Annotated in this window: 25 protein-coding genes and 1 tRNA gene; 15 read left to right on the plus strand and 11 right to left on the minus strand. The window is 35.8% G+C overall.

What is annotated here, in order from left to right:
* The first annotated feature begins 6 nt into the window (after window positions 1-6).
* Window positions 7-399 carry a peptide-methionine (R)-S-oxide reductase MsrB gene (gene msrB / locus NHE85_RS00470; protein WP_252808657.1) on the plus strand — a complete coding sequence of 131 codons (393 nt, stop codon included), beginning with the start codon at window positions 7-9 and terminating at the stop codon, window positions 397-399.
* Between the two features lie 2 nt (window positions 400-401).
* Complete coding sequence (gene nth, locus NHE85_RS00475) at window positions 402-1,046, plus strand: endonuclease III (protein WP_252808658.1); 645 nt, start codon at window positions 402-404, stop codon at window positions 1,044-1,046.
* Between the two features lie 30 nt (window positions 1,047-1,076).
* Here the strand turns inward: nth and NHE85_RS00480 are convergent, their stop codons facing one another.
* The 7 genes from NHE85_RS00480 to NHE85_RS00510 form a co-directional block, all read right to left on the minus strand.
* Window positions 1,077-1,370: a hypothetical protein gene (locus tag NHE85_RS00480; protein WP_252808659.1), complete on the minus strand. Its 294-nt coding sequence runs from the start codon at window positions 1,368-1,370 to the stop codon at window positions 1,077-1,079.
* 643 nt (window positions 1,371-2,013) lie between these two features.
* Complete coding sequence (locus NHE85_RS00485) at window positions 2,014-2,292, minus strand: hypothetical protein (RefSeq protein ID WP_252808661.1); 279 nt, start codon at window positions 2,290-2,292, stop codon at window positions 2,014-2,016.
* Between the two features lie 150 nt (window positions 2,293-2,442).
* Window positions 2,443-2,724, minus strand: a complete 282-nt coding sequence (locus tag NHE85_RS00490; RefSeq protein ID WP_252808663.1) for a hypothetical protein — start codon at window positions 2,722-2,724, stop codon at window positions 2,443-2,445.
* Between the two features lie 99 nt (window positions 2,725-2,823).
* Window positions 2,824-2,899 (minus strand) — tRNA-His (locus tag NHE85_RS00495).
* A 63-nt stretch (window positions 2,900-2,962) separates the two neighbouring features.
* Window positions 2,963-3,679, minus strand: coding sequence for a bacillithiol biosynthesis deacetylase BshB1 (gene bshB1, locus NHE85_RS00500; protein WP_252808665.1), 717 nt, complete (start codon window positions 3,677-3,679; stop codon window positions 2,963-2,965).
* 91 nt (window positions 3,680-3,770) lie between these two features.
* Entirely contained in the window at window positions 3,771-4,826 is a 1,056-nt protein-coding gene (locus NHE85_RS00505; protein ID WP_252808667.1) for an isochorismate synthase, read from the minus strand.
* Window positions 4,827-4,852: 26 nt separating this feature from the next.
* Window positions 4,853-5,278, minus strand: a complete 426-nt coding sequence (locus NHE85_RS00510) for a PaaI family thioesterase (protein WP_252808669.1) — start codon at window positions 5,276-5,278, stop codon at window positions 4,853-4,855.
* Window positions 5,279-5,465: 187 nt separating this feature from the next.
* Between NHE85_RS00510 and NHE85_RS00515 the strand changes: the two genes are divergently transcribed.
* Both NHE85_RS00515 and NHE85_RS00520 read left to right on the plus strand, forming a co-directional pair.
* On the plus strand, window positions 5,466-7,043 hold the full coding sequence (locus tag NHE85_RS00515; protein ID WP_252808670.1) for a hypothetical protein: 1,578 nt from the start codon (window positions 5,466-5,468) through the stop codon (window positions 7,041-7,043).
* Window positions 7,044-7,097: 54 nt separating this feature from the next.
* Entirely contained in the window at window positions 7,098-7,736 is a 639-nt protein-coding gene (locus NHE85_RS00520; RefSeq protein WP_252808672.1) for a DUF1579 domain-containing protein, read from the plus strand.
* Window positions 7,737-7,780: 44 nt separating this feature from the next.
* Here NHE85_RS00520 and NHE85_RS00525 read toward each other — a convergent pair whose 3' ends face one another.
* Complete coding sequence (locus tag NHE85_RS00525) at window positions 7,781-8,581, minus strand: hypothetical protein (protein WP_252808674.1); 801 nt, start codon at window positions 8,579-8,581, stop codon at window positions 7,781-7,783.
* Window positions 8,582-8,795: 214 nt separating this feature from the next.
* Between NHE85_RS00525 and purL the strand changes: the two genes are divergently transcribed.
* The 5 genes from purL to NHE85_RS00550 all read left to right on the plus strand — a co-directional run bounded on the left by purL (window position 8,796) and on the right by NHE85_RS00550 (window position 15,758).
* Window positions 8,796-12,458: a phosphoribosylformylglycinamidine synthase gene (gene purL, locus NHE85_RS00530; protein WP_252808676.1), complete on the plus strand. Its 3,663-nt coding sequence runs from the start codon at window positions 8,796-8,798 to the stop codon at window positions 12,456-12,458.
* 134 nt (window positions 12,459-12,592) lie between these two features.
* Entirely contained in the window at window positions 12,593-13,165 is a 573-nt protein-coding gene (locus NHE85_RS00535) for a hypothetical protein (protein ID WP_252808677.1), read from the plus strand.
* Window positions 13,166-13,266: 101 nt separating this feature from the next.
* Entirely contained in the window at window positions 13,267-14,067 is an 801-nt protein-coding gene (locus NHE85_RS00540) for a hypothetical protein (protein WP_252808679.1), read from the plus strand.
* Between the two features lie 198 nt (window positions 14,068-14,265).
* Window positions 14,266-14,643, plus strand: coding sequence for a hypothetical protein (locus NHE85_RS00545; RefSeq protein ID WP_252808681.1), 378 nt, complete (start codon window positions 14,266-14,268; stop codon window positions 14,641-14,643).
* 272 nt (window positions 14,644-14,915) lie between these two features.
* Window positions 14,916-15,758, plus strand: coding sequence for a hypothetical protein (locus tag NHE85_RS00550; protein ID WP_252808683.1), 843 nt, complete (start codon window positions 14,916-14,918; stop codon window positions 15,756-15,758).
* 70 nt (window positions 15,759-15,828) lie between these two features.
* Here NHE85_RS00550 and NHE85_RS00555 read toward each other — a convergent pair whose 3' ends face one another.
* Entirely contained in the window at window positions 15,829-16,737 is a 909-nt protein-coding gene (locus tag NHE85_RS00555) for an AraC family transcriptional regulator (RefSeq protein WP_252808685.1), read from the minus strand.
* A 46-nt stretch (window positions 16,738-16,783) separates the two neighbouring features.
* A complete protein-coding gene (locus NHE85_RS00560; protein WP_252808687.1) occupies window positions 16,784-17,596 on the minus strand; it encodes an SDR family oxidoreductase in 813 nt (270 codons plus the stop codon).
* Between the two features lie 133 nt (window positions 17,597-17,729).
* On the opposite strand from NHE85_RS00560, the gene NHE85_RS00565 reads away from it, so the two are divergent.
* Entirely contained in the window at window positions 17,730-18,251 is a 522-nt protein-coding gene (locus NHE85_RS00565) for a GNAT family N-acetyltransferase (RefSeq protein ID WP_252808689.1), read from the plus strand.
* 163 nt (window positions 18,252-18,414) lie between these two features.
* Complete coding sequence (locus NHE85_RS00570) at window positions 18,415-20,196, plus strand: long-chain fatty acid--CoA ligase (RefSeq protein ID WP_252808691.1); 1,782 nt, start codon at window positions 18,415-18,417, stop codon at window positions 20,194-20,196.
* 50 nt (window positions 20,197-20,246) lie between these two features.
* Here the strand turns inward: NHE85_RS00570 and NHE85_RS00575 are convergent, their stop codons facing one another.
* On the minus strand, window positions 20,247-20,894 hold the full coding sequence (locus NHE85_RS00575; RefSeq protein ID WP_252808692.1) for a hypothetical protein: 648 nt from the start codon (window positions 20,892-20,894) through the stop codon (window positions 20,247-20,249).
* Between the two features lie 188 nt (window positions 20,895-21,082).
* Between NHE85_RS00575 and NHE85_RS00580 the strand changes: the two genes are divergently transcribed.
* The 4 genes from NHE85_RS00580 (at window position 21,083) to NHE85_RS00595 (ending at window position 25,439) form a co-directional block, all read left to right on the plus strand.
* Window positions 21,083-21,451, plus strand: coding sequence for a DUF2750 domain-containing protein (locus NHE85_RS00580; protein WP_252808694.1), 369 nt, complete (start codon window positions 21,083-21,085; stop codon window positions 21,449-21,451).
* A gap of 199 nt (window positions 21,452-21,650) precedes the next feature.
* A complete protein-coding gene (locus NHE85_RS00585) occupies window positions 21,651-22,109 on the plus strand; it encodes a MarR family winged helix-turn-helix transcriptional regulator (RefSeq protein WP_252808696.1) in 459 nt (152 codons plus the stop codon).
* Window positions 22,110-22,172: 63 nt separating this feature from the next.
* A complete protein-coding gene (locus NHE85_RS00590) occupies window positions 22,173-24,563 on the plus strand; it encodes a 3-hydroxyacyl-CoA dehydrogenase/enoyl-CoA hydratase family protein (protein WP_252808698.1) in 2,391 nt (796 codons plus the stop codon).
* Entirely contained in the window at window positions 24,564-25,439 is an 876-nt protein-coding gene (locus NHE85_RS00595) for a putative phage abortive infection protein (protein ID WP_252808700.1), read from the plus strand. It begins immediately after the preceding gene.
* Window positions 25,440-25,446 lie beyond the last annotated feature (7 nt).

A 25,446-nucleotide genomic window follows, 5' to 3' on the forward strand; every position in this document is an offset into this window, starting at 1 on the left:
CAGGTTATGAAAAATTATAATATAGAAAAATCAGAAGCCCAGTGGAAAGAAGAACTGGGACCCGAGCGATATAAAATTTTACGCCAAAAAGGAACTGAATTTCCTAATTCAGGAAAATACAATCTTACTTTCGACAAAGGAACTTACTGCTGCGGAGCCTGTGGTGAACCATTATTCAAAAGTGATTCAAAATTTGAATCAGGGTGCGGATGGCCTTCTTTTGATGAATCAATTCCTGGCAAGGTAGAATACGTAAAAGATACATCATTCGGAATGATAAGAACCGAAATACTTTGTGCCAACTGCGGAAGCCATTTAGGTCATGTTTTTGACGACGGCCCTACAGAAACCGGGCAACGCTACTGTGTAAATTCCTTGTCAATAGATTTAAAAGAATAAGAATGGATCTTTTTAACGAAAGTACAGATTGGGAAAAAGCGCTTCGCCCACTAATTACTAAATATAAAGGAAAGCAACATCCTTTGCATTACCATAATTTATATCAGCTAATGGTAATGGTTGTACTTTCTGCACAGGATAGCGACGCACATATTAATAAGATAGCTCCTGCATTTTTTGAAAAGTTTCCTGACATGAAAGCTCTTGCAAAAGCAAATACTGCTCAGCTCACAGAATTACTTTCTGAGGTTCGCTTTCATGGAAATAAAATAACGTGGCTACAGGAAATAGCCGAAGAGATTAAAGAAGATAAAAATATACCTAAGACAATGAAAGAGCTTACAGCTCTTAAAGGTATTGGACGAAAATCTGCTAATGTAATTATGCGCGAAGCAGGAGTTGAGCCTGAGGGCATATTAGTCGATCTTCATGTTCTTCGTGTAGCACCACGTTTAGGTATTGCTAAAGGTAAAGATGCTACAAAAATTGAAAAGCAGCTTATGGAGAAGCTTCCTAAAGATATGTGGGGTGAAATCGGGATGGCAATATCCTTTCTAGGCAGAGAAACCTGCAGGCCTACTAACCCTAAACATAGTGAGTGTATAGTAAGCAATGTTTGCGAATATTGTCTTTTACATAATAAATAAAAGAGGAGCCAATTGGCTCCTTCTTTATTTCTAATATATCTTAATAAGATCTCCAGCCGCCGTAAATGTTGCTGTAGTATCTATACCATCTTTCGTTAAAACCAGTTTATATTCTCCATCATCTGCTCTGTAGGCCTCTTTTATTGTATAACTGCCATATCCTTTTTTAATCTTTTCCAATGCCTCTTTAGAAACTTGTGAAACTTCAATTTTTTTATATTGTTTTTCCTGATAAAAAGAAATAGTATGACTGTTTTGTGTCCTGATAGCTGCTGTTGAAGATAAGCCTGCAACTACAGCTAATGCTAAAAATAACTTTTTCATGATTTTTGGTTTAGTAATTATCTCAAAATTACCGAACGAAAAGAAGAAGATTATTAAAATAATCATAAACTTTAAAAAACAAAAAACCCTTCATCGTAATGATGAAGGGTTTTCAAAAGAAAGGCGATGACATACTCTCCCACAAATTGCAGTACCATCTGCAGTACATTGTATCTAAGAACTTCGCTGTGATTGCGGGTGCAAAAGTAGCAAACTTTTTATTACCTCCAAATCTTTTTCAACTTTTTTTCGGTTATTTTTCTTTAACCAGCCCTTTATTCATAAGGGTTTCGTTGATGTCAGCCTGTCAGTGAGCATTGCCTTGATTGCGGGTGCAAAAGTAGCACCTTTTTCACCATTTCCAAATTTTATACAACCTTTTTTTAATGTTTTTTTAACCTTATTCCCCAACTGCCTAATTACCCGATTATTGCAGTATGAATTATTTTACTTTTTTAGGGGTGGTTGTTTGAAAAATCAGCGGTTTTAATATCTCAATATCATCCCTCCTCCATTTTAAACCTATATACATATATATATTATAGTGTATCATCAAAGGAGTACCAGATAAAGAGTTCTTGCTATATGATACAAAAAATAAATCCCGGACCAGCCAGGATATATTCTTAATATTATAAGTTAATTATATTTTACTAAACTCTTCGACACATAGTTTCGCATAAGCTTTAGTTATTGCCAGTACTTTCTTTCGTGCATCAGAATCTTTTTCTAAACTATACTTTTTAAGGAAATTAGAAGCCACGGACTCATATTCTTTTTGCAACTCTGTTATAAAAGCCTCCAGCTTTGCCCCTCCTGCCGATATATAAGTATCATTTTTAAACTCATTTAAAAAATCTTGGTTTACTTCCCGGCATGCTGCCTCTAATTGTTCTTTTAATTCCCTAAATTTTGAATTCATTTATAAGCCCCTTCGTTTTGTTGGATTGTGAGGCAAATTAAATTCAGTAGTAAATAAACTGAGTTATAAAATTCAACTGAAATTTAATAAAATTATTCATGTTAACTAAAAGTTATAAAAAAAGCTCCTTATAAAGAAGCTTAATAGTTTTTAAATAGAAATCTTGCTGTATTCATCAAGGCATTTTTTAGCATATGATTTTGCTATAAGCTTTATTCTTCTTAACGCTTCGATGTCCACAGAAAGTTCATTATCTCTTATAAAGGCAGATTCGACCTGCTCAAATTGCAGCTTAATTAGCTCAAGAAATGCCGAAAGCCTGCCCGGGCCGCCTGTCTGATAGGTATTTTTATACTGAACTGATAAGTCTGATACTGCATCGTTGCAAGCGCAGTCAAAACGTTTTTCCAAATCTTCGTAGTTAAGTGCCATTATTGTTTGAATTGATGAATAAAGATATTGGTTTAATTTTAATTTGCAATAATCTAAAAATAAAAAAAGCCCTGAATTACTTCAGGGCTTTACATTTAAGGGTGAATGAGGGGTCTCGAACCCCCGACCTTCGGAACCACAATCCGACGCTCTAACCAACTGAGCTACAATCACCATTTGTTTTGCGAGTGCAAATGTATAATATTTAACGGGTTTCGCAAATATTTTTTTGAATTTTTTACAATAAATCTGCTAAACTGTTCACTGCCAAATATCTTTCTACAGTAAAACCTTCCGCGTATTCTGTACCTATAAGCCTGCCAAGGTCTGCAGCCCGATAATGAATGCTCTCTTTAAAGTTTTTTGTTGCTATAGGGGTAACGGGCTCAGTACTGTCCGGATCATAAAATTGCGATTTATAAGCCATGAGCGATTCAACCTTTTTATCTATAAAACCAGTTACATCTACAACAAAATCCGGAGTAATATTTTTCCATTGTATATAATGATATACCTGTTTTGGCCGCCAGGCATTTTGTGAATCATTACCAATCTTTGTTTCAATTTTTATTAAACCCGACAAGAAACAGGCATCAGATACCAGTTTACTGCCCTTGCCATGATCTATATGACGGTCATCTACAGCATTACATATTACTATATCGGGCTGATACTTTCGTATCATTTTAATTACTTCCTGTTGATGTGCTTCATCATTTACAAAAAAGCCATCTCGAAAGCGAAGATTCTCTCTTACACTTACTCCTAAAATGCCTGCCGCATCAGCTGCTTCCTTATCTCTTAATTCTGCCGAACCACGTGTACCAAGTTCGCCCCGTGTTAAATCTACAATCCCAACTTTTTTGCCAAGGGATATTTCTTTGGCTATTGTAGCACCACAACTCAATTCTACATCATCAGGGTGTGCACCAAATACTAATATATCTAATTTCATTAATTTTTATTTCATTTTTCAGGAAGTAGATTTACTATCCTGAATTAATTTATAATCGCATACAAAGTTAAGAAGAAATCATTCAAAACTTTTACAACACTCTACGCATCGTCATGCTCTTGTTTACGGTTTCTAAAAATTCTTTTTCAGGATCACTGTCTTTTGTTATTCCACAACCTATATATAGATGTGCCGAATCATCAATTTTCATACAGCGTAGATTAACAAATAAATCGGTTTTGGATTGACCTGTAGCAAAATCGATATTAAGTTCACCCAAAAAACCGGAGTAATAATCCCTTTCATAGCCTTCATTTGCAATAAGATACTCTTTAGCCTTTTGTTTTGGTAATCCGCATACGGCCGGTGTTGGATGTAATGCATCTATAATTCCGGCTAAACTCTCTGTATTTTTTAAATCGGCAGAAATATCCGTTTTTATATGTACAATATTTCCGGCCCTAAATGTATAAGGTTCTGTACTATTTATAGCAATTGTGAATTGCTTAAGAGAATCAATAATATAATTGGTAACAAATAACTGCTCTTCTTTCTCCTTGTTTTCCCAAACTGCTTTTTCTCCTTCTTTATACAACTGGGTACCAGCCAGGGCAACAGTATGTAGTGTTCTGTTTTCTACTTTAAGTAACTGTTCAGGTGTTGCTCCCAGCCATAATCCGCTTTCAGGGTGATAAAAACAATAACGATATGCCATTGGATAGCTAAAAAGCAGCTTATGATAAATATCCACTATGTTAATAGCATCAATATCAAAAGTTTCTTTTCGGGAAAGTACCAGTTTTTCAAAATGTCCCTGTTTAATTTCCGATACACTTTTGGCTACCAGATCTTCAAAAGATCTTTTAGCTATTGTATCAGTTTCAGGCTGAATACTATCTGCAGGCAAAACACCGGTTTCATTTATAATTACCGATATTACATCTGAAGCTTGTGCAGGTATAAAACAAATCTTATCTCCATTAAAAGGAGCAAATGCAAAACCCTGCTGCGCATAATCGTTAAGAAAAAATGGTTCAGCGCTATTCTGAAAGACACCTGTTATAGCCGTGCTTCCCGGTTTTGCATATACTGCAAACGGAAAACCTGACTTATACTGATTTTTTATTTTCTTGAAAAGATCTGTCATTACACTAATTTAAATGATGTAAACCATTATCGTTTTCTTGGCAATACCATGTTGGTTATTTTACAAACCGAAATAAGTCTGTCTTTTTCATCAGTTATTCTTACTTCCCAAAGATGCAGACTCCTGCCCTGATGCACAATTTTAGCAGTTGCAGTTACTACCCCATCACGCTTGCTTCTTAAATGATTAGCTGATATCTCTATCCCTCTCACCTCCTGTACTTCAGGATTTATCATCATTAATGATGCACCACTGCCTACACTTTCTGCAAGAGCTACGGTTGCACCTCCGTGCAATAAGCCCATTGGCTGTTGTACTCTTGAATTTACAGGCATTGTTGCCTTTAGCATTCCCTCATCAGCATCGGTGTAAACAATTTCAAGCGTTTCCATCAACGTATTCTTAGCGAAGTCATTGCACATTTTTAATACATGCTCTTTATCAAATGCCATAGTTTAAATTTAGAAATGTAAAAGTACGAATACCTGATATCAAAAGCCAAATAAATATCAGGTACCTATTAAGAGAGCTTATCAATTAACAGTATTACAAACTAAATCTTACAATTATGCGTTAACCATTATATTGCTTTTCAATATTTCAAATTAATAGCTATTTTTACCAAAAATTGTTAACGCTATGCGCCATTATTTACTATTGCTTTTTATAGGTTTTGCACTTTGTTTCACTTCCTGCCGCGAAGACTTTGAGTTTGAGCAAAGCACAGGAAGCCTGGAATTTTCCAGAGACACAGTGTATCTTGATACTGTTTTTACCAATATAGGATCAAGTACTTATACCTTAAAGGTGTATAACCGTAGTAATAAGGATATAAAAATACCAAGCATAAAACTAGGCGAAGGCGAACAGTCTAAATACCGACTAATGGTAGATGGCCAGCCAGGAAAGGTTTTTAGTGATGTAGAGCTTATGGCGAAAGACAGTATGTTTATATTTATTGAAACTACTATTGATTACACTGAATATGCCAACAACGAAACTACTTTTTTATACAATGACAAAATTTTATTTGACAGCGGCACTAAAGAGCAAAAAGTAGAACTTGTTACACTGGTACAGGATGCAGTGTTTATTAAACCGGACAGACCTTTACCAGATGCAATGAAAGAAAAATTAACAATAAACGGACAGGATACCGAGTTGTTTGGACATGAACTTTCAACACCGGAAGAACTACACTGGACAAACGAAAAACCCTATGTAATATATGGATATGCTTTAGTACCGAATAATAAGACACTAACAGTGGATGCCGGTGCAAGAGTCCATTTTCATGGCAGCTCAGGATTGATTGTAGATAAAACCGGTTCTATTAATATTAACGGAACTTTATCCAGTACCGAAGAGCTTGAAAATGAAGTTATATTTGAAGGTGACAGGTTAGAACCTGAATTTTCAGATATCCCGGGGCAGTGGAACAATATTTGGCTATTCTCGGGTGAAGAAAACAATACAATAGAGCATCTTACGCTTAAAAATGCAGTTATAGGTATATATATGGTAAGCATTGATAATGATGAAACACTTCCGAAGCTTACCATTAATAATTCACAAATATATAATTGTGTAAACTTTGGGGTACTTACAGTTCATTCTGTTTTGAGTGGAGATAATTTAGTAATAAACAATTGCGGTCAGGCCTCTCTTGCTCTTACACAGGGTGGAACCTATAATTTTAAACAGTGTACTTTTGCCAACTACTTTGGCAGTTTTAATCAGGTTCCGGTTCTCATAAATGATTATTATGAAACTGACGACACACTTTTTGTTAGCGATGTTACTGCAAATTTTGACAATTGTATTCTTTACGGATCATCAAACATAGGAATGTCTTTAGAAAACAAGGCAGGAAATCAGATTGCCTTTAAGTGTAAATTCAATTATTGCCTTATTAAGCTGGTAGATTATTCCAACCAGTTTAAAAATAATCCGCTATATCCTTCCACAGGCAATATATCCGACCTTGTATTATATCATAAGTGTAAGATAGCACGAAGCTCAACTGAGGACAGACCCGATTTTCTTGATCCGCAAAATAACAAACTTAATTTAGGTGATGCACAGGGTGGTGCTAACGGGGCTGCCGATGTAACAATAGCTGCACTCGTACCTAACGATATCACAGGTACACCAAGAAACACTACTGCAACTCCGGATATAGGCGCCTACGAAAGCACAACTTTTACAGAAGATTAATAATGGTACACATTTTTTCATAATTTTACATAACAAACATAAAAACAATTAATTATGAAAAAAATTTTACTTGCACTGTCGGTATTGGCAATGTGCTTTACTTCATGTAAAAAAGAGGTGAAAATAGAAACTGAGGTTTCTGAAATGGATACCATTACAACCGACGAGCCGATGGTTGAAGAACGAATGGACTCTATTACCGAAATGAAAGCCTGGCAAGCTTATATGACACCCGGTGATGCCCATAAAATGATGGCTGCTGAAAATGGCACATGGACCAATGAAATGACCTTTTGGCATGAACCGGACAACAAGCCAATGAAAGCTACTTCTACATCTGAATGTAAAATGATACTTGGTGACCGTTATCAGGAGATGAACTATAAAGGCACTATGATGGGTATGCCATTTGAAGGCCGCAGCACACTTGCTTATGATAATTCTACTAAAGAATATATTTCAACATGGATAGATAATATGGGCACTGGCATGCTGGTAATGAAAGGCAAATATGATCCAAATACAAAAACAATAGAGTTTAAGGGAGATATGGTTGACCCGGCGCGCGGAAAAACAATACAATGCCGCGAACTATATACTATTGTTAATGACAACACCCGAAAAATGGAAATGTATGATATTAAAAATGGTGCTGAGCATAAGAATATGGAAATAATAATGAAAAGAAAATAACATCATTTTACACAAAAAAATCCCGCGATTGCGGGATTCTTTTTTTAAGCAAACGTAATATTCCAATTATTTTTAATGGCTTCCTTTTTAGGAATCAGACAGGAATGCTTGCCATCTTCGGAAATAAAGATCTTGACCTTATCCCCTGCCTTCATTTCTGCCAGTAAAGAAAAATCAGTAGAAGCTGTATTACCATATTTTTTTTCGCCTTCCTTTATTCTGTAGAAATAATCAATCGAAACCTTTCTTCTCTTATTAGTAATAGGCGTCCCTGAAATCGTCAATATAGAATGTACTTCTGCTTCATGTACAATACCATTTTTATATAATCTGTATATTTTAATTGCAGGCACAATTTTTCTTAAAAGCAGCATTACTCCAACAAGAAAAAATGCAACAGGGGCTATTAGTAAAATAAGAAAAAATGGAAACGTAAAAGACTCATATCCTATTATAGAAGATGCTCCATTATATGTTTTTATCTTTAGTTTATCACCTACAGAAAGTTCTCCTCCCTTTTCAACATTAAGCGTTTTAAATTTATCGATTTTATTTACTCCCCTATCATCAAATAAATAAGTTATTACAAGTGGATTTTTTCCGTTAATTTCTACATTATCTTTTGATTGTAAATTTACAATTATTGCCTCCTGCTCTACTCCGTTAGCATTAATAACTTCATGATCGTAATTTTCATAAGGTTCATTAAAATTGCGGCTTAAAGAAATTGAAAGTAGTAAAGTTACAACAGACGCCAGTAGTGCAATTATACCCATTAAAAATCGGGGATCTTTATACTGAACTATTTTTAATAAGGTTGTGAAACCAATGTGCCTGTTTATCATTGTCGAAATCTTTAAAATCGATGTCGAAAATACAGAAATATATTGAAAACAGAGAGGTATAAAAAAGAATATACATAAAAAGTACCATGATTACTGAAAGACATTTCCCCACATTCCTTTTACCTTTCTGACATCACATTATGTAGTATGTAAAGTTTGTGTTTGTTAGAAAATTAGATTAATTTTGCGCTCTCAACATGTAACTACAATTGTAATGATTCATTTCTTCGGAAACCAGACGAATACGGTTTTTGCAGTTCAATCGCAAAACGAGCTATCAGCAGAAGACATTTCAAAATTAAACTGGCTTTTTGGAAACGCACATAAGATAGAAAAATCCGCCCTGACGGATTTTTTTGTTGGACCACGCGCAACCATGATCACTCCCTGGAGTACTAATGCCGTAGAAATTACCCAGAACATGGGCATTAGCGGAATTATAAGGATAGAGGAGTTTGAAAAGACAGATGAGGCTAACGCCAGCTTTGACCCTATGCTTTCGCAAAAGTATAACGGGCTAGACCAGGATATTTACACTATAAACATACAGCCGAAGCCTATTATTGAGGTTAGCGATATTGCTGCTTACAATGAAAAAGAAGGTTTGGCACTTAGTCCTGAAGAGGTTGAGTATCTTAACAATCTTTCGGAAAAACTGGGAAGAAAACTTACCGACTCTGAAGTGTTTGGTTTTTCTCAGGTTAACTCTGAACACTGCCGACACAAAATATTCAACGGTACGTTTGTAATTGATGGTGAAGAGAAACCTTCTTCCCTATTTAAACTTATCAAAAAAACATCACAGGAAAATCCTAACGACATTGTATCGGCATACAAAGACAATGTAGCTTTTGTAAAAGGCCCTCGTGTACAGCAGTTTGCTCCTAAAACTGCCGATAAGCCAGATTACTACGAGATAAAAGAATTTGATTCTGTTATTTCTATAAAAGCAGAAACACATAACTTCCCTACTACTGTAGAGCCTTTTAACGGTGCAGCAACAGGTAGTGGTGGTGAAATACGCGACAGGCTTGCGGGCGGACAGGGTTCGCTTCCGTTAGCAGGTACAGCGGTGTACATGACATCATATTCAAGACTTGAAGAAAACCGCCCTTGGGAAACAGGCATGGACGAGCGTAAATGGCTTTACCAAACCCCAATGGATATTTTAATAAAAGCATCTAACGGTGCTTCTGATTTTGGTAATAAATTCGGACAGCCGTTAATTTCAGGATCAGTACTTACATTCGAGCACGAAGAAGATGCCCGCAAACTTGGTTTCGATAAAGTTATCATGCTTGCAGGTGGTATTGGTTACGGTAAAGAAAGCCAGTCTAAAAAACAAAAGCCGCAAACCGGCGATAAAGTAGTTATACTTGGTGGTGAAAACTACCGTATTGGTATGGGTGGTGCAGCAGTATCATCTGCCGATACAGGTGCTTTCAGTTCGGGTATTGAACTTAACGCAATTCAGCGTTCTAACCCTGAAATGCAAAAACGAGCTGCTAATGCTGTTCGCGGACTTGTAGAAAGCGATAATAACCCTATTGTTTCTATTCACGATCACGGTGCGGGCGGACACTTAAACTGCCTTTCTGAACTTGTTGAAGAAACAGGAGGTAAAATAGACCTTGACAAACTGCCGGTGGGTGACCCTACCCTTTCGGCTAAAGAAATAATAGGCAACGAGTCGCAGGAGCGTATGGGACTTGTAATTGGCCAGAAAGACATTGACACACTTAAACGTATTGCCGATCGTGAGCGTTCGCCAATGTATGAAGTAGGAGATGTAACGGGTGATCAAAGGTTTACTTTTGAATCTGCCACTACAGGTGCCAAGCCAATGGATTTTGCTCTGGAAGACATGTTTGGTTCTTCGCCAAAAACCATAATGGCAGACAAAACTGTTGAAGCTAAATATGCTAACCCTGATTACAGTCAGGATAAAATTCATACATATCTTAACCAGGTTCTTCAGTTAGAAGCTGTAGCCTGTAAAGACTGGTTAACAAACAAAGTTGACCGTTGCGTAGGTGGTAAAGTAGCGAAACAACAAACTACCGGACCTATTCAGCTTCCCTTAAACAACGTAGGTGTTATGGCACTTGATTATGCAGGTAAAGAAGGTATTGCAACAACTATAGGCCACTCGCCTGTTGCTGCTCTTGTAGATCCTACTGCGGGTAGCCGTACAGCTATCGCTGAAGCTTTAAGCAATATTGTTTGGGCACCACTTAAAGACGGACTTAAAAGTGTATCGCTTTCGGCAAACTGGATGTGGGCTTGTAAAAACGAAGGTGAAGACGCAAGGCTTTACGAAGCGGTTGAAGCTTGTTCTGACTTTGCAATTGAGTTAGGCATCAATATCCCAACGGGTAAAGATTCACTTTCTATGAAACAAAAATACCCTAGCGGCGATGTTATTGCTCCGGGTACAGTAATTATATCGGCTGCAGGTAACTGTAACGACATTACTAAAGTAGTTGAGCCTGTATTAAAAAAGAATGGTGGTAACATTTATCACATAAACCTTTCGGGTGATGCCTTTAAACTTGGAGGATCGTCTTTTGCTCAGGTATTAAACAAAGTGGGTAATGAAGTACCAACTATTAAAGATGCGGCTTCTTTCAAAAACACTTTCAATGTTATACAGGATCTTATTAAAGCAGGTAAAATTGCAGCAGGTCACGATATAGGCAGCGGCGGACTTATTACTACGCTGCTTGAAATGAGTTTCCCTGAAGTTAACCTTGGTGCTGAATATGACCTTACAGGTCTTAACGAAGCAGATACGGTTAAAGCTTTATTTGCAGAGAACATTGCTATTGTTATACAGGCTGATGCTTCTGTTGAAACTGAGCTTGCAAAACACAATGTGGCCTTCACCAAAATCGGCCAGCCGAAAGAAGGTGCCGTGATTACCATTAAAAATGGCGATACCAATCTTACTTTCGATATTTCAGAAACAAGAGACACCTGGTTTAGGACTTCATACCTTCTTGACCAGAAACAAAGTGGAAAAGTAAAAGCGCAGGAGCGTTTTGACAATTATAAAAACCAACCGCTTAATTATACTTTCCCTGCTCATTTTGATGGTAAGAAAGTAGCGGTTGACGCCTCTAAACCAAGACCAAAAGCAGCTATTATCCGTGAGAAGGGTTCTAACTCGGAACGTGAAATGGCAAATGCTATGTACCTTGCCGGATTTGATGTAAAAGACGTACACATGACCGACCTTATTTCAGGTCGTGAAACACTTGAAGATATCCAGTTTATTGGTGCTGTGGGTGGTTTCTCTAACTCAGACGTTCTTGGTTCGGCTAAAGGATGGGCCGGTGCTTTCCTTTACAACGAAAAAGCTAAGGCTGCACTTGACAACTTCTTTAAGAGAGAAGATACATTATCGGTAGGTATTTGTAATGGATGTCAGTTGTTTGTTGAGCTTGAGCTTATAAACCCTGACCATGAGGTTAAACCTAAAATGCTTCATAACGACAGCCGTAAACACGAAAGCGGATTTACATCGGTTACTGTACAGGAAAATAACTCGGTAATGCTTTCTACATTAGCAGGCAGCACACTGGGTGTTTGGATTTCTCATGGTGAAGGTAAATTCAGCCTTCCATACAGCGAAGACCAATATAACATTGTAGCTAAATATGGCTACAACGGTTACCCTGCCAACCCTAACGGTTCTGCTTTTGATGTTGCCATGATGGCAAACAACGACGGCCGTCACCTTGTTATGATGCCTCACATTGAGCGCTCGATGTTCCAATGGAACTGGGCGTACTACCCGGAAGAACGTAACGACGAGGTTTCACCGTGGCATGAAGCATTTGTAAATGCACGTAAGTGGATTGAGAACAGAAAATAGATTTTAGTATTGAAATACTAGATTTGAGATATAAATGCCCCGCAGAAATGAGGGGCATTTTTGTTAAAAATATGTTAATCCTAATAATTAAAAGTAGGTTAAATACTACTTTTAATTAAATTGATTTATTATATATGAAAAAATTAATTTGTTATTTTGGTATAATGCTGCTTTTAAGCTGTAGCAATGATGACACTACGAAAGAAAACAATGAATTTTTAAATCAGGTAAAAGGCATCTACACCCTTGATAAAATTGAAAGCGATGTACCGCTCGACCTTAACTTTGATGGTATAGCACAAGTGAACGTTATGGGTGAGATTGACTGTTTTTCAGGTTATCAGGTAATTGATGGTAATTACGTAATAAAAGATGAAATTATTTCAAGACCTTCATTTTCTGGAGGCAAATTTAACTCTTTAGACATTAGTATACCTGAGCATGATCTCATAAATGATCAGCCTTATGATCAATGCTTTAACAAACTTTGGTTGGTGTATACTTTTGAGGTAGATGAAAATACGAAACAAATAAGTATTACAGGGCGAGATTCTGAACGTGAGGCTATACACGGAACCTTAACTGATATTAAATGGGAAAATAATGTTATTCATTATTGGGTAAAAAGACAATATTTAACCCCTGACGGATGGAAGGATGTTGTGTTACATATAATATATAATAAGGATCTTTCTGAAAAAAAATAATTATGAGTCTTCTTGGCGCAAGCGCTAGTATACAGTCCTGCCCCTTGCGGGACTTTTTTGTATTCAGCATGCACTATATTTGCGTACACTAACTTAATATAATGAAACCAATTTTCACCTTACTACTGTTATTATTTACTACTGTTTCTTTTTCACAAAGAAAGACTTTTTTAGATTTTAGAAATGAGTCTACAGCTATCTACCCCGGCTGTGAAAATGCAGAGAACAAGGAAGACTGCTATCGCGAAAAAGTAGGCGCGCTTATACTGGAAGAAATAAACAAATCTAACACTGCCAAATCACTTGGCTTAGAAGAGTTTTCTATTAAAGTTACCATCTTTAGTAAAGCTTCAGGCGAAGCTCCTTTTAAGGCAGAAACAGAAAATGAAAGAATAAAAGGACTGGCAGTTTCAGCATTGGAAAAATTACCTGCTATCATTCCAATTAATGACCTTAGAGGTAAACCTACATCATCTAGTTACGGTTTTTTTGTTAGTTTTAAAAAGAACAACAATACAAAACAATATGAGCAAGTAATTAAAAGTACAACAGAAGACATGAAGAAAAAGCCTCATCCCTTTCCTATGGTGATTGAGCATGCACATTTTAAAGACTGCTCTGCTGAAGATGAATTTGTATCTGCCTGTTTTGAGGATAAATTCATTATTTGGATTACAGAAGAAATAGGCAATGAATTAGAAAGTCTTAAGGGCACTAAAGTAAAAATAAAAGTGGCTGTAGACAAAGAAGGAAATGTTTCTGTAAACAAAATAGAAACCAGTTCGGATAAACTTAAAAAAGTTTTGGAAAAAGCTTTTATCAACTTTCCTAAAATAAAACCCGCAGTTATTAATGGTCAAACTTCAGGTATTGTATATGATATTATGCCTTTAAGTTTTTAATTATTCATTACGTTAATTTAAGCCTGAAAATTGCGTTTATTATTGGGCTTAAAGCAAATCTGTACCTTAAATAGATTACCACGTCGTCCTTTCTCGCAATGACAGAAATCCGGGAAATAGTGAAGCATCATCTGGCGAGCACCACTCTCGTGCTAAAAATAATATATAATTTAGTTTTCAAATTATTAATCCATTGACATGAATTTAAAAACATTAATATCTCTCAAATTTGCATTTTATTTAATCGCTTGTATAACAATTGTTATATTGACTTCTAAATTAAGTAACTCGAATATTACTTTAGAAAAGGAAAACAAAGTACTTTATGAGCAAAAGGATGTTTATGAAAGAATACTTGCTTTAAAACCAGATGACATTACAGGTAAGGCAAAACTATATAATACTATTGAAACATCTAATTCCAAGTTACAAACATCTAAAATAAATACCAACACTAATTATTGGCTGTGGATATATACAATATTTATAATTATAGCAATAACCCTTTTTAACTGGTTTAATTTAAAAATTGAAAAACTTAAAAGCACTACGAAAGATAAAGGGCAAATGTTATAATGATGTTCATTAAAAGGCTTTCCTAAACAGCCCTGTGCAAATCACGTTTTTAATGAAATTAAAGATACTATAAAAAATATAGTTAATATAACTTACAATATTATATTTAATATTAATTATTAAGATTTATCCGTAATTTTGCTTCGCTAAATAGCGGTACATCTCCTTTGACTTAATCTGCCCTTACAATTTTACCTCAAGTCAGTTGTTCCGTTATTGGTAAATATCAATTTATACATAATTTTTATCCAGCCGTGAAACAACCACTACTAATGGTGGTACTATCTTTTTGTATTTTTTCACAGTACACCTTTGCCCAGGAAGTGGCAACTGAGCCTGAAAAATATACTGCACACAACAAAGGGAAATTCTTCATTTATTGGGGAGGTAACAGGGAATCATATTCTAAATCTGACATTCATTTTAAAGGCGATGGCTACAATTTTACAGTTGAAAATGCTGTAGCCGACGATAAACCTAAAGGATGGAATATTGATTACATTAACCCGGGAAGAATGACCATTCCGCAAACGAACCTTAGAATTGGCTATTTTATTTCCGACCATTATAACATTTCCATTGGTGTAGACCACATGAAATACGTAATGAGAACCGGACAGACTGCCAATATAAATGGTACTATTAATTTACCGGAAGATCATCCGGGGTATGTTTATAATGGAACTTACAATAATACACCTACTGTACTTACTGAAGAGTTTCTTGATTTTGAGCATACTGATGGCCTAAATTACATTAATACAGAATTTAGCCGTGTTGATGACGTTTCCAAATACCTGACTATAAATAACACAGATGTATTTCAGGTTAATATTTACGAAGGTCTTGGCGGGGGTATATTATACCCAAGAACCAATGCCAAAGTATTAGGCATGAAACGTAATGACGAATTTCACGTTGCAGGTTTCGGAATGTCTGCCAAAGCAGGTATCAATCTTACTTTCTTAAAACACTTTTTTGTAATGGGAGAGCTTAAAGGCGGGTATATTGACATGTATGATGTACGCACTACACATCAGGGCCCTGACAGAGCCGATCATCATTTTACATTCTTTCAGAGAATTGTAGCTGTGGGCGGTATTTTCAGGATATAATAACATTACCCAGAATAATAAAAGGCTGCTTAAATTTAAGCAGCCTTTTATTATTACAAGATCCTTATTATCAATTTAAACTTCTATATTCTACAGGACTCATACCTGTTTTTTGTTTAAACAGTTTACTAAAATGCTGCGGATATTCAAATCCTAAACTATATGCTATCTGGCTTACAGAATCTGCCGAACCTAACAGCATAGTTTTAGCATTGTTTATTAAAAAGTCATTTATATATTTTTTAAGGCTTTTACCTGTTTCCTTTTTTAGCATATCGCTTAAATAGTGTCCGGACATATTTAGTTTTTCACCAAAATAACTTACTCCCGGTATTCCGTTTTGAGATAACATGCCGGAACTGGAATAATTATGGAGTAATTGTTCAAACCTGGTTACGCAATCTTTGTTAAGATTGGTACGGGTATAAAACTGCCTGTCATAATAGCGATTACAGTAATCCAGCAACAGCTCTATATTAGAAATTATAAGATTTTGAGTATGCTGGTCTATATTCTGATTATACTCCATTATAATTTTTTGGGTGAGTTCTGTCAAAATTCTTATTTCGCTTTCCGATACATGAAGAGCTTCGTTTACATCATACGAGAAGAAAGAATACTTACCTATTTTTTCACCTAATGCCGACTTACGTATAAGATCAGGATGAAATGCCAGTGACCATCCGCCCTCATCTGTTTCATGCGAACTACCTGCAGGTGAAATAACCTGACCCGGACTCATAAACATAAGCGTACCCTCCTGAAAATCATAAGAGCTGCGCCCATAACCCATTCTGGCATATTTTCCGTTTTTATAGGATATATAATATAACCCAAAAGCATAGCGCTGCCCTGCAAAATCTTCCGATGGCACTGTATCTTTATGAAAACTCACAGAAACCAAAGGATGTTTCGGACTTTGCAGTCCGGCCAGCCGATGATAATCGGCAACCGAATTTATGTTGATTATTTCATTCAAAACTAAAACAATTGAGATTAGTGTAAATTTAAGTAAATAACAATAATTATAACCCAAGTGTCTGTTTCATCATAGCTTTAAAATCATCATCAGTCATTTCCTTACGTGCTTTTACAATTTGTTCAGCATCAGGACCGGCTGTGTAGCGCAATTTGTCGCTTCCATCTGTTGCAGCTTCATAAATTACTTCTGCAACAAGCGAGGCTGGAGAAGCATCTGAAAGCATTTGCTCCACGGCATTCATTATAACATCTACATATTGTTCATATTCTGCTATAGTACCTTTTTGGAAATCGAATGATCTTCCTGCAAAATCTGTAGCTATAGCGCCCGGTTCTACAATTTTAACCTTTGCTCCTATGTTTTCAAGCTCATAACTTAACGATTCGGATATTCCTTCAACAGCAAACTTAGTACCGTGGTATAGAGAACCCAGCGGAAAAGTTAATTTACCACCGATAGATGAAATATTTATAAAGATTCCGTTTTTATTTTGTCTGAAATGGGGCAGTATTGCTTTAGTAACATCCAAAAGCCCAATAACATTAGTATTGAACTGCCTTACGATATTTTCACGGTCAAACACTTCTAAAGGGCCATAAGCGCCATACCCGGCATTGTTTACCACCACATCTATTTTTCCGAATTTTGCAATGGCATTACTTATGGCTGTTGTAATAGAATCTATATCCAATACATCCAGCTTTTCTACAATTACATTTTCAAAACCTGTAAGTTCAGTCTCGTTTTCAGGTGTCCGCATGGTAGCTACTACATTCCATCCTTTTTCGCTAAATAACTTTGCTGTTGCTTTTCCAATTCCTGTACTCGTTCCTGTAATTAAAATGGTATTCTTCATTTTTTATATTTTAAATATTTACAGGACAAAATTATGGCACGGACAGAGCCTGGGTTTAATCGTTTTGCAGACAATCTAATACATTTTGCAGAATACCAATTATCTTTACTGAATACAACAATACTAACTCATCGTGAATAATTATAGCATTAGAAAAGCCGATTCTTCTGAATATGCTACCATAGGAAAACTGCTGGTAAGTGTATATTCTCAACTGGAAGGCTTCCCAAAGAAAGATGACCAGCCGGAATATTATCATACCCTTGCCAATATTGGCAATCTTATTAAAAGCTCTGATATAGAAATAATTGTAGCTACAGACCAACAGAATAACATTTTAGGTGTATTGGTGTATTATGGAACTATGAAACATTATGGACCAGAGGAAATAAATATAACAGAACAAAACACAGCAGGTTTGCGCCTGTTAGCTGTTAGTCCGGAGGCACAAGGACAAGGTATTGGCAAACATTTAACCGAATCATGTATTGCTAAAGCAAAACTGCAAGGCTGTGGTCAGATAATACTACACAGTACCAAAGCTATGCAAACCGCCTGGAACATGTATGAAAGAATGGGTTTTAAACGTTCACATGATCTGGATTTTATGCAGGGCAGTCTTGGAGTATACGGATTCCGTCTGCTTCTTTTATAATTAAACCACACTGTTCTACAACTGTAAATCAGGAATATATCATCAAAAAAATCCTTAAATAACATCATAATAATTTATTTAAATAATTTTTTAATATTTTGTAACTTTAAGCATACATATATATTTTTTTCATAATTTGCAGGAACAAACACTATAAAATCCTATGACTACTATAAAACGCCTGTTTGATTTTCCTTATTACCAGCTGGAAAAATACAACCTGTCAGATGCATTGGTTACTAAGTATGGAAATGAATGGGTAAAGACCTCAACTCAGGAATATATTGATAAATCGAACGCTTTCTCCCGCGGACTGCTTCGCATGGGCGTTAAAAAGAACGACAGGATAGCTGTTATTTCTTCTAATAACAGAACAGAATGGCATATCTGTGACATAGGTATATTACAAACAGGGGCACAAAATGTACCTATCTACCCTACTATAAGTGAAGAAGATTACGAATATATACTTACGCATTCAGAATCTACTTATTGTATTGTTTCAGATGAAGAACTGTACAATAAAATCATGTCTATCAGGGCAAATGTGCCTAAACTAAAAGAAATATACTCCTTCAACGAAATAAAAGGCTGTAAAAACTGGAACGAAATTCTGGAACTTGGTAAAGACATTTCAAATCAGAATGAAGTTAATAGCATTAAAGACGCTATTACCGAAGAAGAACTCGCAACAATCATTTATACTTCAGGCACAACAGGAAGACCGAAAGGTGTTATGCTTTCTCATAAGAATATTGTATCTGACGTATTAATGAGCGCCGAAAGGGTGCCTTTTGAAGCCGGTAAAAGTAAAGCATTGAGCTTTCTGCCAATTTGCCACATTTATGAAAGGATGATATTGTATTTATACCAATATTATGGTGTTGCTACTTATTTTGCCGAGTCTATCGACAAAGTAAGCGATAATTTAAAAGAGGCGCAGCCCTTTGTTATTACAGCAGTGCCAAGGCTACTTGAAAAAGTATATGATAAGATCATTGCAAAAGGAACAGAACTTACCGGTATAAAACGCAAATTATTCTTTTGGGCTGTAGATGTAGGTTTAGCCTATGAGCCTTATGGTGCAAATGGAGTTTGGTATGGCTTTAAACTAGCTATAGCGCGTAAGCTTATCTTTTCTAAATGGAAAGCAGGACTTGGTGGTAACCTCGGCCTTATGGTATCGGGCAGTGCAGCTATTCAGCCAAGGCTGGCACGAGTATTTGCTGCTGCCGAAATTCCGGTTATGGAGGGTTACGGACTTACAGAAACCTCTCCTGTTATCGCCGTAAATGATGAACGCAATAAAGGTTTTAAAATAGGTACTGTAGGCAGGCCGTTAAATGGTGTAGAAGTAAAAATTGCCGAAGATGGCGAAATACTTTGTAAAGGCCCTAATGTAATGATGGGCTATCTTAACGAACCTGAAAAAACAGCTGAAGTAATTACCGATGGTTATTTCCATACGGGAGATATAGGCGTTATTGACGATGAAGGCTTCCTGAAGATTACCGACAGGAAAAAAGAAATGTTTAAAACATCGGGAGGTAAATATATTGCACCTCAGCTTATAGAAAACGCAATGAAACAATCGCGTTTTATAGAACAGATAATGGTTATAGGCGATGGCGAAAAAATGCCGGCTGCCTTTATTCAGCCCGACTTTGATTTTGTAAAGCAATGGGCCTCACGTAAAGGAATTAGCCTGAAGTCAAATGAAGATATTGCGAATAGCAAGGAAGTACATGACAGAATACAGGAAGAGGTTGACGGTATTAATAAAAAGTTTGGGCACTGGGAACAGATCAAAAAGTTTGAAATAACTCCTGAAATCTGGAGTGTAGATGGTGGAGAAATGACCCCTACACTTAAACTGAAACGCAAAGCAGTAAAAGAAAAGTACCAGAAACTATATAATAAGATATATGATGGTTCTTCAAAATAATGAAACTCCCCAAATGGGGAGTTTTTTATTGGAAAGTACTCGAATTAAAATTATAAAGTAGCTATTCGTGAAATATATTTAAAATTTTCAACACATTTATTATACGTTTTTTTATCTGTATTCATATTCTCCTTATCATTAATCATCATGGGATGGAAAGTGTCTTTTTTTGCGTATTTTAAAATTACCGCAGATTTTTCTTTTACATAAGCTTCATCAATAGGTTTTAGAGTCTGTAATGCATAGTACAAAGAGGTATAACCCATATATTCTGTTCTTGTTAATACATCTACATATTTTTTAAGTGCTGCAACAAGCTCTGCATTATCAGGTTGTTTATTGACCTGCCCTATAAGATCTTTTTTACATAGAATAATATAACCTATATCCTGCTTTGTAGGATTGCTCAAACTATCATTGTATAATTTATCAAAATGGTGCCAGCCAAATTTTGAGACATTTTGATAGCCAAAAAATTTAGGTTCCTTACTCATGTCTTTTTTCCTGTCTTTTTCTGTTGAAGCAACCAAAGGCATTTGGTTCATATATGCCTCCCGCTCTGTCTCCGAAAGTAATCTTTCAGCATGCTGAAGCTCCTGGTTTTCTTTTTGAGATTCTTTTTTTGAACAGCCCGTGTTCAGAATACAGACGATAGCGATGATTGAAGCCGCAAACAACGGCCTTGTAATTTTTTTCATTAAGTTAAATAATTAATTGGTTTGGAATATAATTTCGGGAACCCGGAAATTGTGCTATAAATTTATAATAAATACTGCCTTACAACTATAAAAAGTAATTATTTTTCTGACCTTTTATTTATTTTAAAATCTAAAATTTTACATGTTCAATATATCTTACTATATCTTCAAAATAATACTTTTACAGCATGACTACTCCAATTAATCTTCTATTACTTCCACCACAGGACCGCTATTTTCATTTCATCAATACAACTGCTGAAACAGGTGAAATATGGACAATATTAGACAAGAATGGAGATTTTGCTTTGTTCGAAATTGATAATAAAACAGTGCTATCCTTTTGGCCGGAAGAGGCTTTTATAGAAAGTAACCTTACCCCTGACTGGAAAGACTGTATTCCGTACAAGCTCACCATAGATACCTTACAGGAAATTATAATACCCAAAATAAGACAGAATAATTATTATATAAATGTTTTTCCGGTTGAAGCTAAAACAGGCTACCTGGTAAACCTGAATGATTTTGTTCAAGATCTAAATGAAGAATTAGAATAACGAAAAAAGATTTCAAAAAATATATTTTAGACTAACTTCCCTCCCTTGAGGGAGTTTTTTATTGCGATATTCTTCAAAATAAATTCATATATTTACTATAAACCCATATAAAATGCAGGTGTTTTTAATTAACAATAATTTTTTACGAATTTAATATGCACGCATAACAAATTTTTGTATATTTGATAAACAATAACCTATGAAAGATAAAACAATAGACTATGTGCTTAGGGCAACCTGGCAGGCCGTATCAAGAATGTACAATGAGGAGGCCTCAAAGTATGGTGCCAGCATGTCTGTAGGGTTTGCACTACTTTCTATCGATAAGGATAACGGAATACCATCAACGGCATTGGGTCCGCAAATGGGTATGGAGCCCACCAGCCTTACCAGAACACTCAAATCGATGGAAGAAAAAGGCCTTATAGTACGAAAGAAGAATCCTGTTGATGGTCGCGGTGTATTAATACACCTTACCAAGCTGGGCAAAGAAAAAAGAGAGCTGTCCCGCGACAGGGTACTAAAATTTAATGAAGTTGTCAGGCAACATGTATCTCAGGAAAAACTTGATGACTTTATGGAAGTAGCAGAGATAATAAATGAGTTAATATCGGAAAAACTGGTATTTAACAACGATAATAACGAACCAACTGAATAACAAATAAAGCGAAGGTTTGGATTTATAACCAGACAGTCGTTAAACCAAAAAAGAATTTAAATAATGAAACGCACTATTAAAAAGGCAGCCGTAATAGGCTCCGGCGTTATGGGGTCGGCAATAGCCTGCCACTTTGCAAATATAGGTGTTGAAGTACTTTTGCTGGATATTCCGCCAAAGGAACTTACCGAAGCTGAACAAAAAAAAGGGCTGACGCTGGAAAGTAAAGCCGTTAGGAACAGGATAGTTAATGAACATCTTTCTAACTCTTTAAAATCTAAGCCTTCTCCTATCTATCATCAAAAGTTTGCTGAAAGGATAAAAACTGGTAATACTGAAGATGACATGGCTAAAATTGCCGATGCTGACTGGATTATTGAAGTTGTTGTAGAAAGGCTTGATATTAAACAGAAAGTATTTGAACAGGTAGAAAAATACCGTAAGCCGGGTACACTTATCACTTCCAACACTTCGGGTATTCCTATCCATTTTATGAGCGAAGGCCGCAGCGAAGATTTTCAACAACATTTTTGCGGTACACACTTCTTCAACCCTCCACGTTATTTAAAACTTTTCGAAATCATACCGGGACCTAAAACTTCTAAAGAAGTATTAGATTTTCTTAATAACTATGGTGAAAAATTCCTCGGAAAAACATCTGTGGTTGCTAAAGATACTCCTGCTTTTATTGGTAACCGTATAGGTATATATGGCATCATGAGTCTTTTCCATCAGGTTAAAGAAATGGGGCTTACTATAGAAGAAGTAGATAAACTTACAGGCCCTGTAATTGGCCGTCCTAAATCGGCTACATTCCGTACTGTTGATGTTGTAGGTCTTGATACTCTTGTACATGTTGCTAACGGTATATATGAAAACTGCCCTAACGATGAAGTACATGAGCTTTTCAAGCTACCGGGCTTCATCGATACAATGATGACCAACAAATGGCTTGGAAGCAAAACCGGACAAGGTTTCTACAAAAAAGTAGATAAAGATATTCTTTCTCTGGATCTTGATACTTTAGAGTACCGCCCGGCTAAGAAAGCATCTTTTGCAACACTTGAACTTACAAAAACAATAGACAAACCGATAGACCGATTTAAAGTGCTTATAAAAGGTACCGATAAAGCAGGAGAATTTTACCGCAAGAATTTTGCAGGTACTTTTTCGTATGTGTCTAACCGCGTTCCTGAAATTACAGATGATCTTTATAAAATAGATGATGCCATGAAAGCGGGGTTTGGCTGGGAAAATGGCCCTTTTGAAATATGGGATGCTGTAGGTGTTGAAAAAGGAATTGAATTGATACAGGCAGAAGGACTTACTCTGGCTCCATGGGTTAACGAAATGCTTGCCAGCGGTAATAAAAGTTTCTATACAATTAAAGATGGAGCTACTTATTATTACGACCTTGAGTCTAAATCACAGAAAAAAGTACCGGGGCAGGATGCCTTTATTATTTTAAACAATATTCGCGAAAGCAAAAAAGTATGGAGCAACAGTGATGCTATCATCCAGGATCTTGGAGATGGAATAATAAATCTGGAGTTCCGTTCTAAAATGAATACTATTGGCGGCGGAGTACTGCAAGGCATCAACAAAGCAATAGACCTTGCCGAGAAAGAATATGACGGACTTGTTATAGGAAACCAGGCAGCTAACTTCTCTGTAGGTGCAAATATCGGAATGATATTTATGATGGCAGTAGAGCAGGAATATGATGAGCTTAACATGGCTATTAAAATGTTCCAGGACACTATGATGCGAGTACGCTACTCTTCTATTCCGGTAGTAGTAGCTCCTCACGGTATGACACTTGGTGGCGGATGCGAAATGAGCATGCATGCCGATAAGGTAGTTGCTGCTGCAGAAACTTATATTGGCCTTGTAGAATTTGGCGTCGGGGTTATTCCAGGCGGTGGAGGTTCTAAAGAAATGGCACTTCGTGCTTCTGATACTTTCCGCAAAAACGACGTTGAGCTTAATGTACTTCAGGAGTACTTCCTTACTATAGGTACAGCTAAAGTTTCTACTTCTGCTTATGAGGCCTATGATCTTGGCTTCTTCCAAAAAGGAAAAGACGTTGTTGTTGTAAATACAGACAGGCAAATTGCAGAAGCTAAAAAACACGCTAAGCTTCTTGCAGAAGCAGGTTATACACAACCTATAAAACGTACAGATGTAAAAGTACTGGGTAAACAGGCACTGGGTATGTTCTTAGTAGGAACTGACAGTATGGAAGCTGGCCATTACATCTCTGAGCATGACAAAAAGATCGCTAACAAACTGGCTTATGTAATGGCTGGTGGCGACCTTTCTGAACCTACTTTAGTTACTGAACAATACCTTCTTGATCTTGAAAGGGAAGCGTTTCTTTCTTTGACTGGAGAACGCAAAACACTAGAACGTATCCAATTCATGCTCACAAAAGGAAAACCCTTGAGAAACTAAATGAAAAAAGAGGAAAAATTAATTCTTTATATTCCTTTTGGAATAATTATAATCACACTCCTTGCATATATAATTAAGGGGCATATTACTTTTTATGATATAAACTTTGATAAGCTAGATGCTTTTGGTGGATTTATTGGTGGACTAGTCGGTACTTCTTTAACAATAGTCGCCACATTATATATTTATAGAACATTCCATGCACAAAAAGAAGAGCTCGCATCACAAAAAGAAGAGCTCAAAATTCAAAAAGAATTAATTGCTCAACAGCAATTTGAAACAACCTTTTTCAACTTATTTAATATTCATTTAGAACTCAAGAAAAATATTAATTATAATACTGAAAATAGTATATCTAAAACAAATTTTGAGTCAATAGTAAATGGAATACAATTTTTTGAATTTGTTCATGATGACTTTAGAAATGTATGGAAATATGAACATAATATGTCACCATCACCTATAATTAAAATTCATGATATTAAAGAACAGATGGATAATTCCGATTTTTCCGGATTATTTTTTAGCGATAACATCACAAACGAAAAACTAATACAGGATATCAAATTTAAGTACCAAATTTTATTTCAATATTATAAGAATTATTTAGGTCCATATTTTAGAAATCTTTACCATTTATTGAAATATATAAATAATAACTGTCCTAATAACTTAAGTAAAAAACAATATGCTGATGTATTACAATCCCAAATGAGTTTTTCGGAATCAGTACTTCTATTTTATAATTCTTTCGAATTTGATAAGATGCGAGAACAAATTAAAAGTTTTGATTTTTTAGAAAATATGCATACATCAAATCTTTTTGAATTAAGGCATAACAACTTAAGTGATTTAGGTAAAATTAAAAGCGATTAATAATTTA

Origin of the sequence: Flavobacterium sp. NRK1 (genome assembly GCF_024054175.1) — a bacterium.
Classification (GTDB): domain Bacteria; phylum Bacteroidota; class Bacteroidia; order Flavobacteriales; family Flavobacteriaceae; genus Flavobacterium.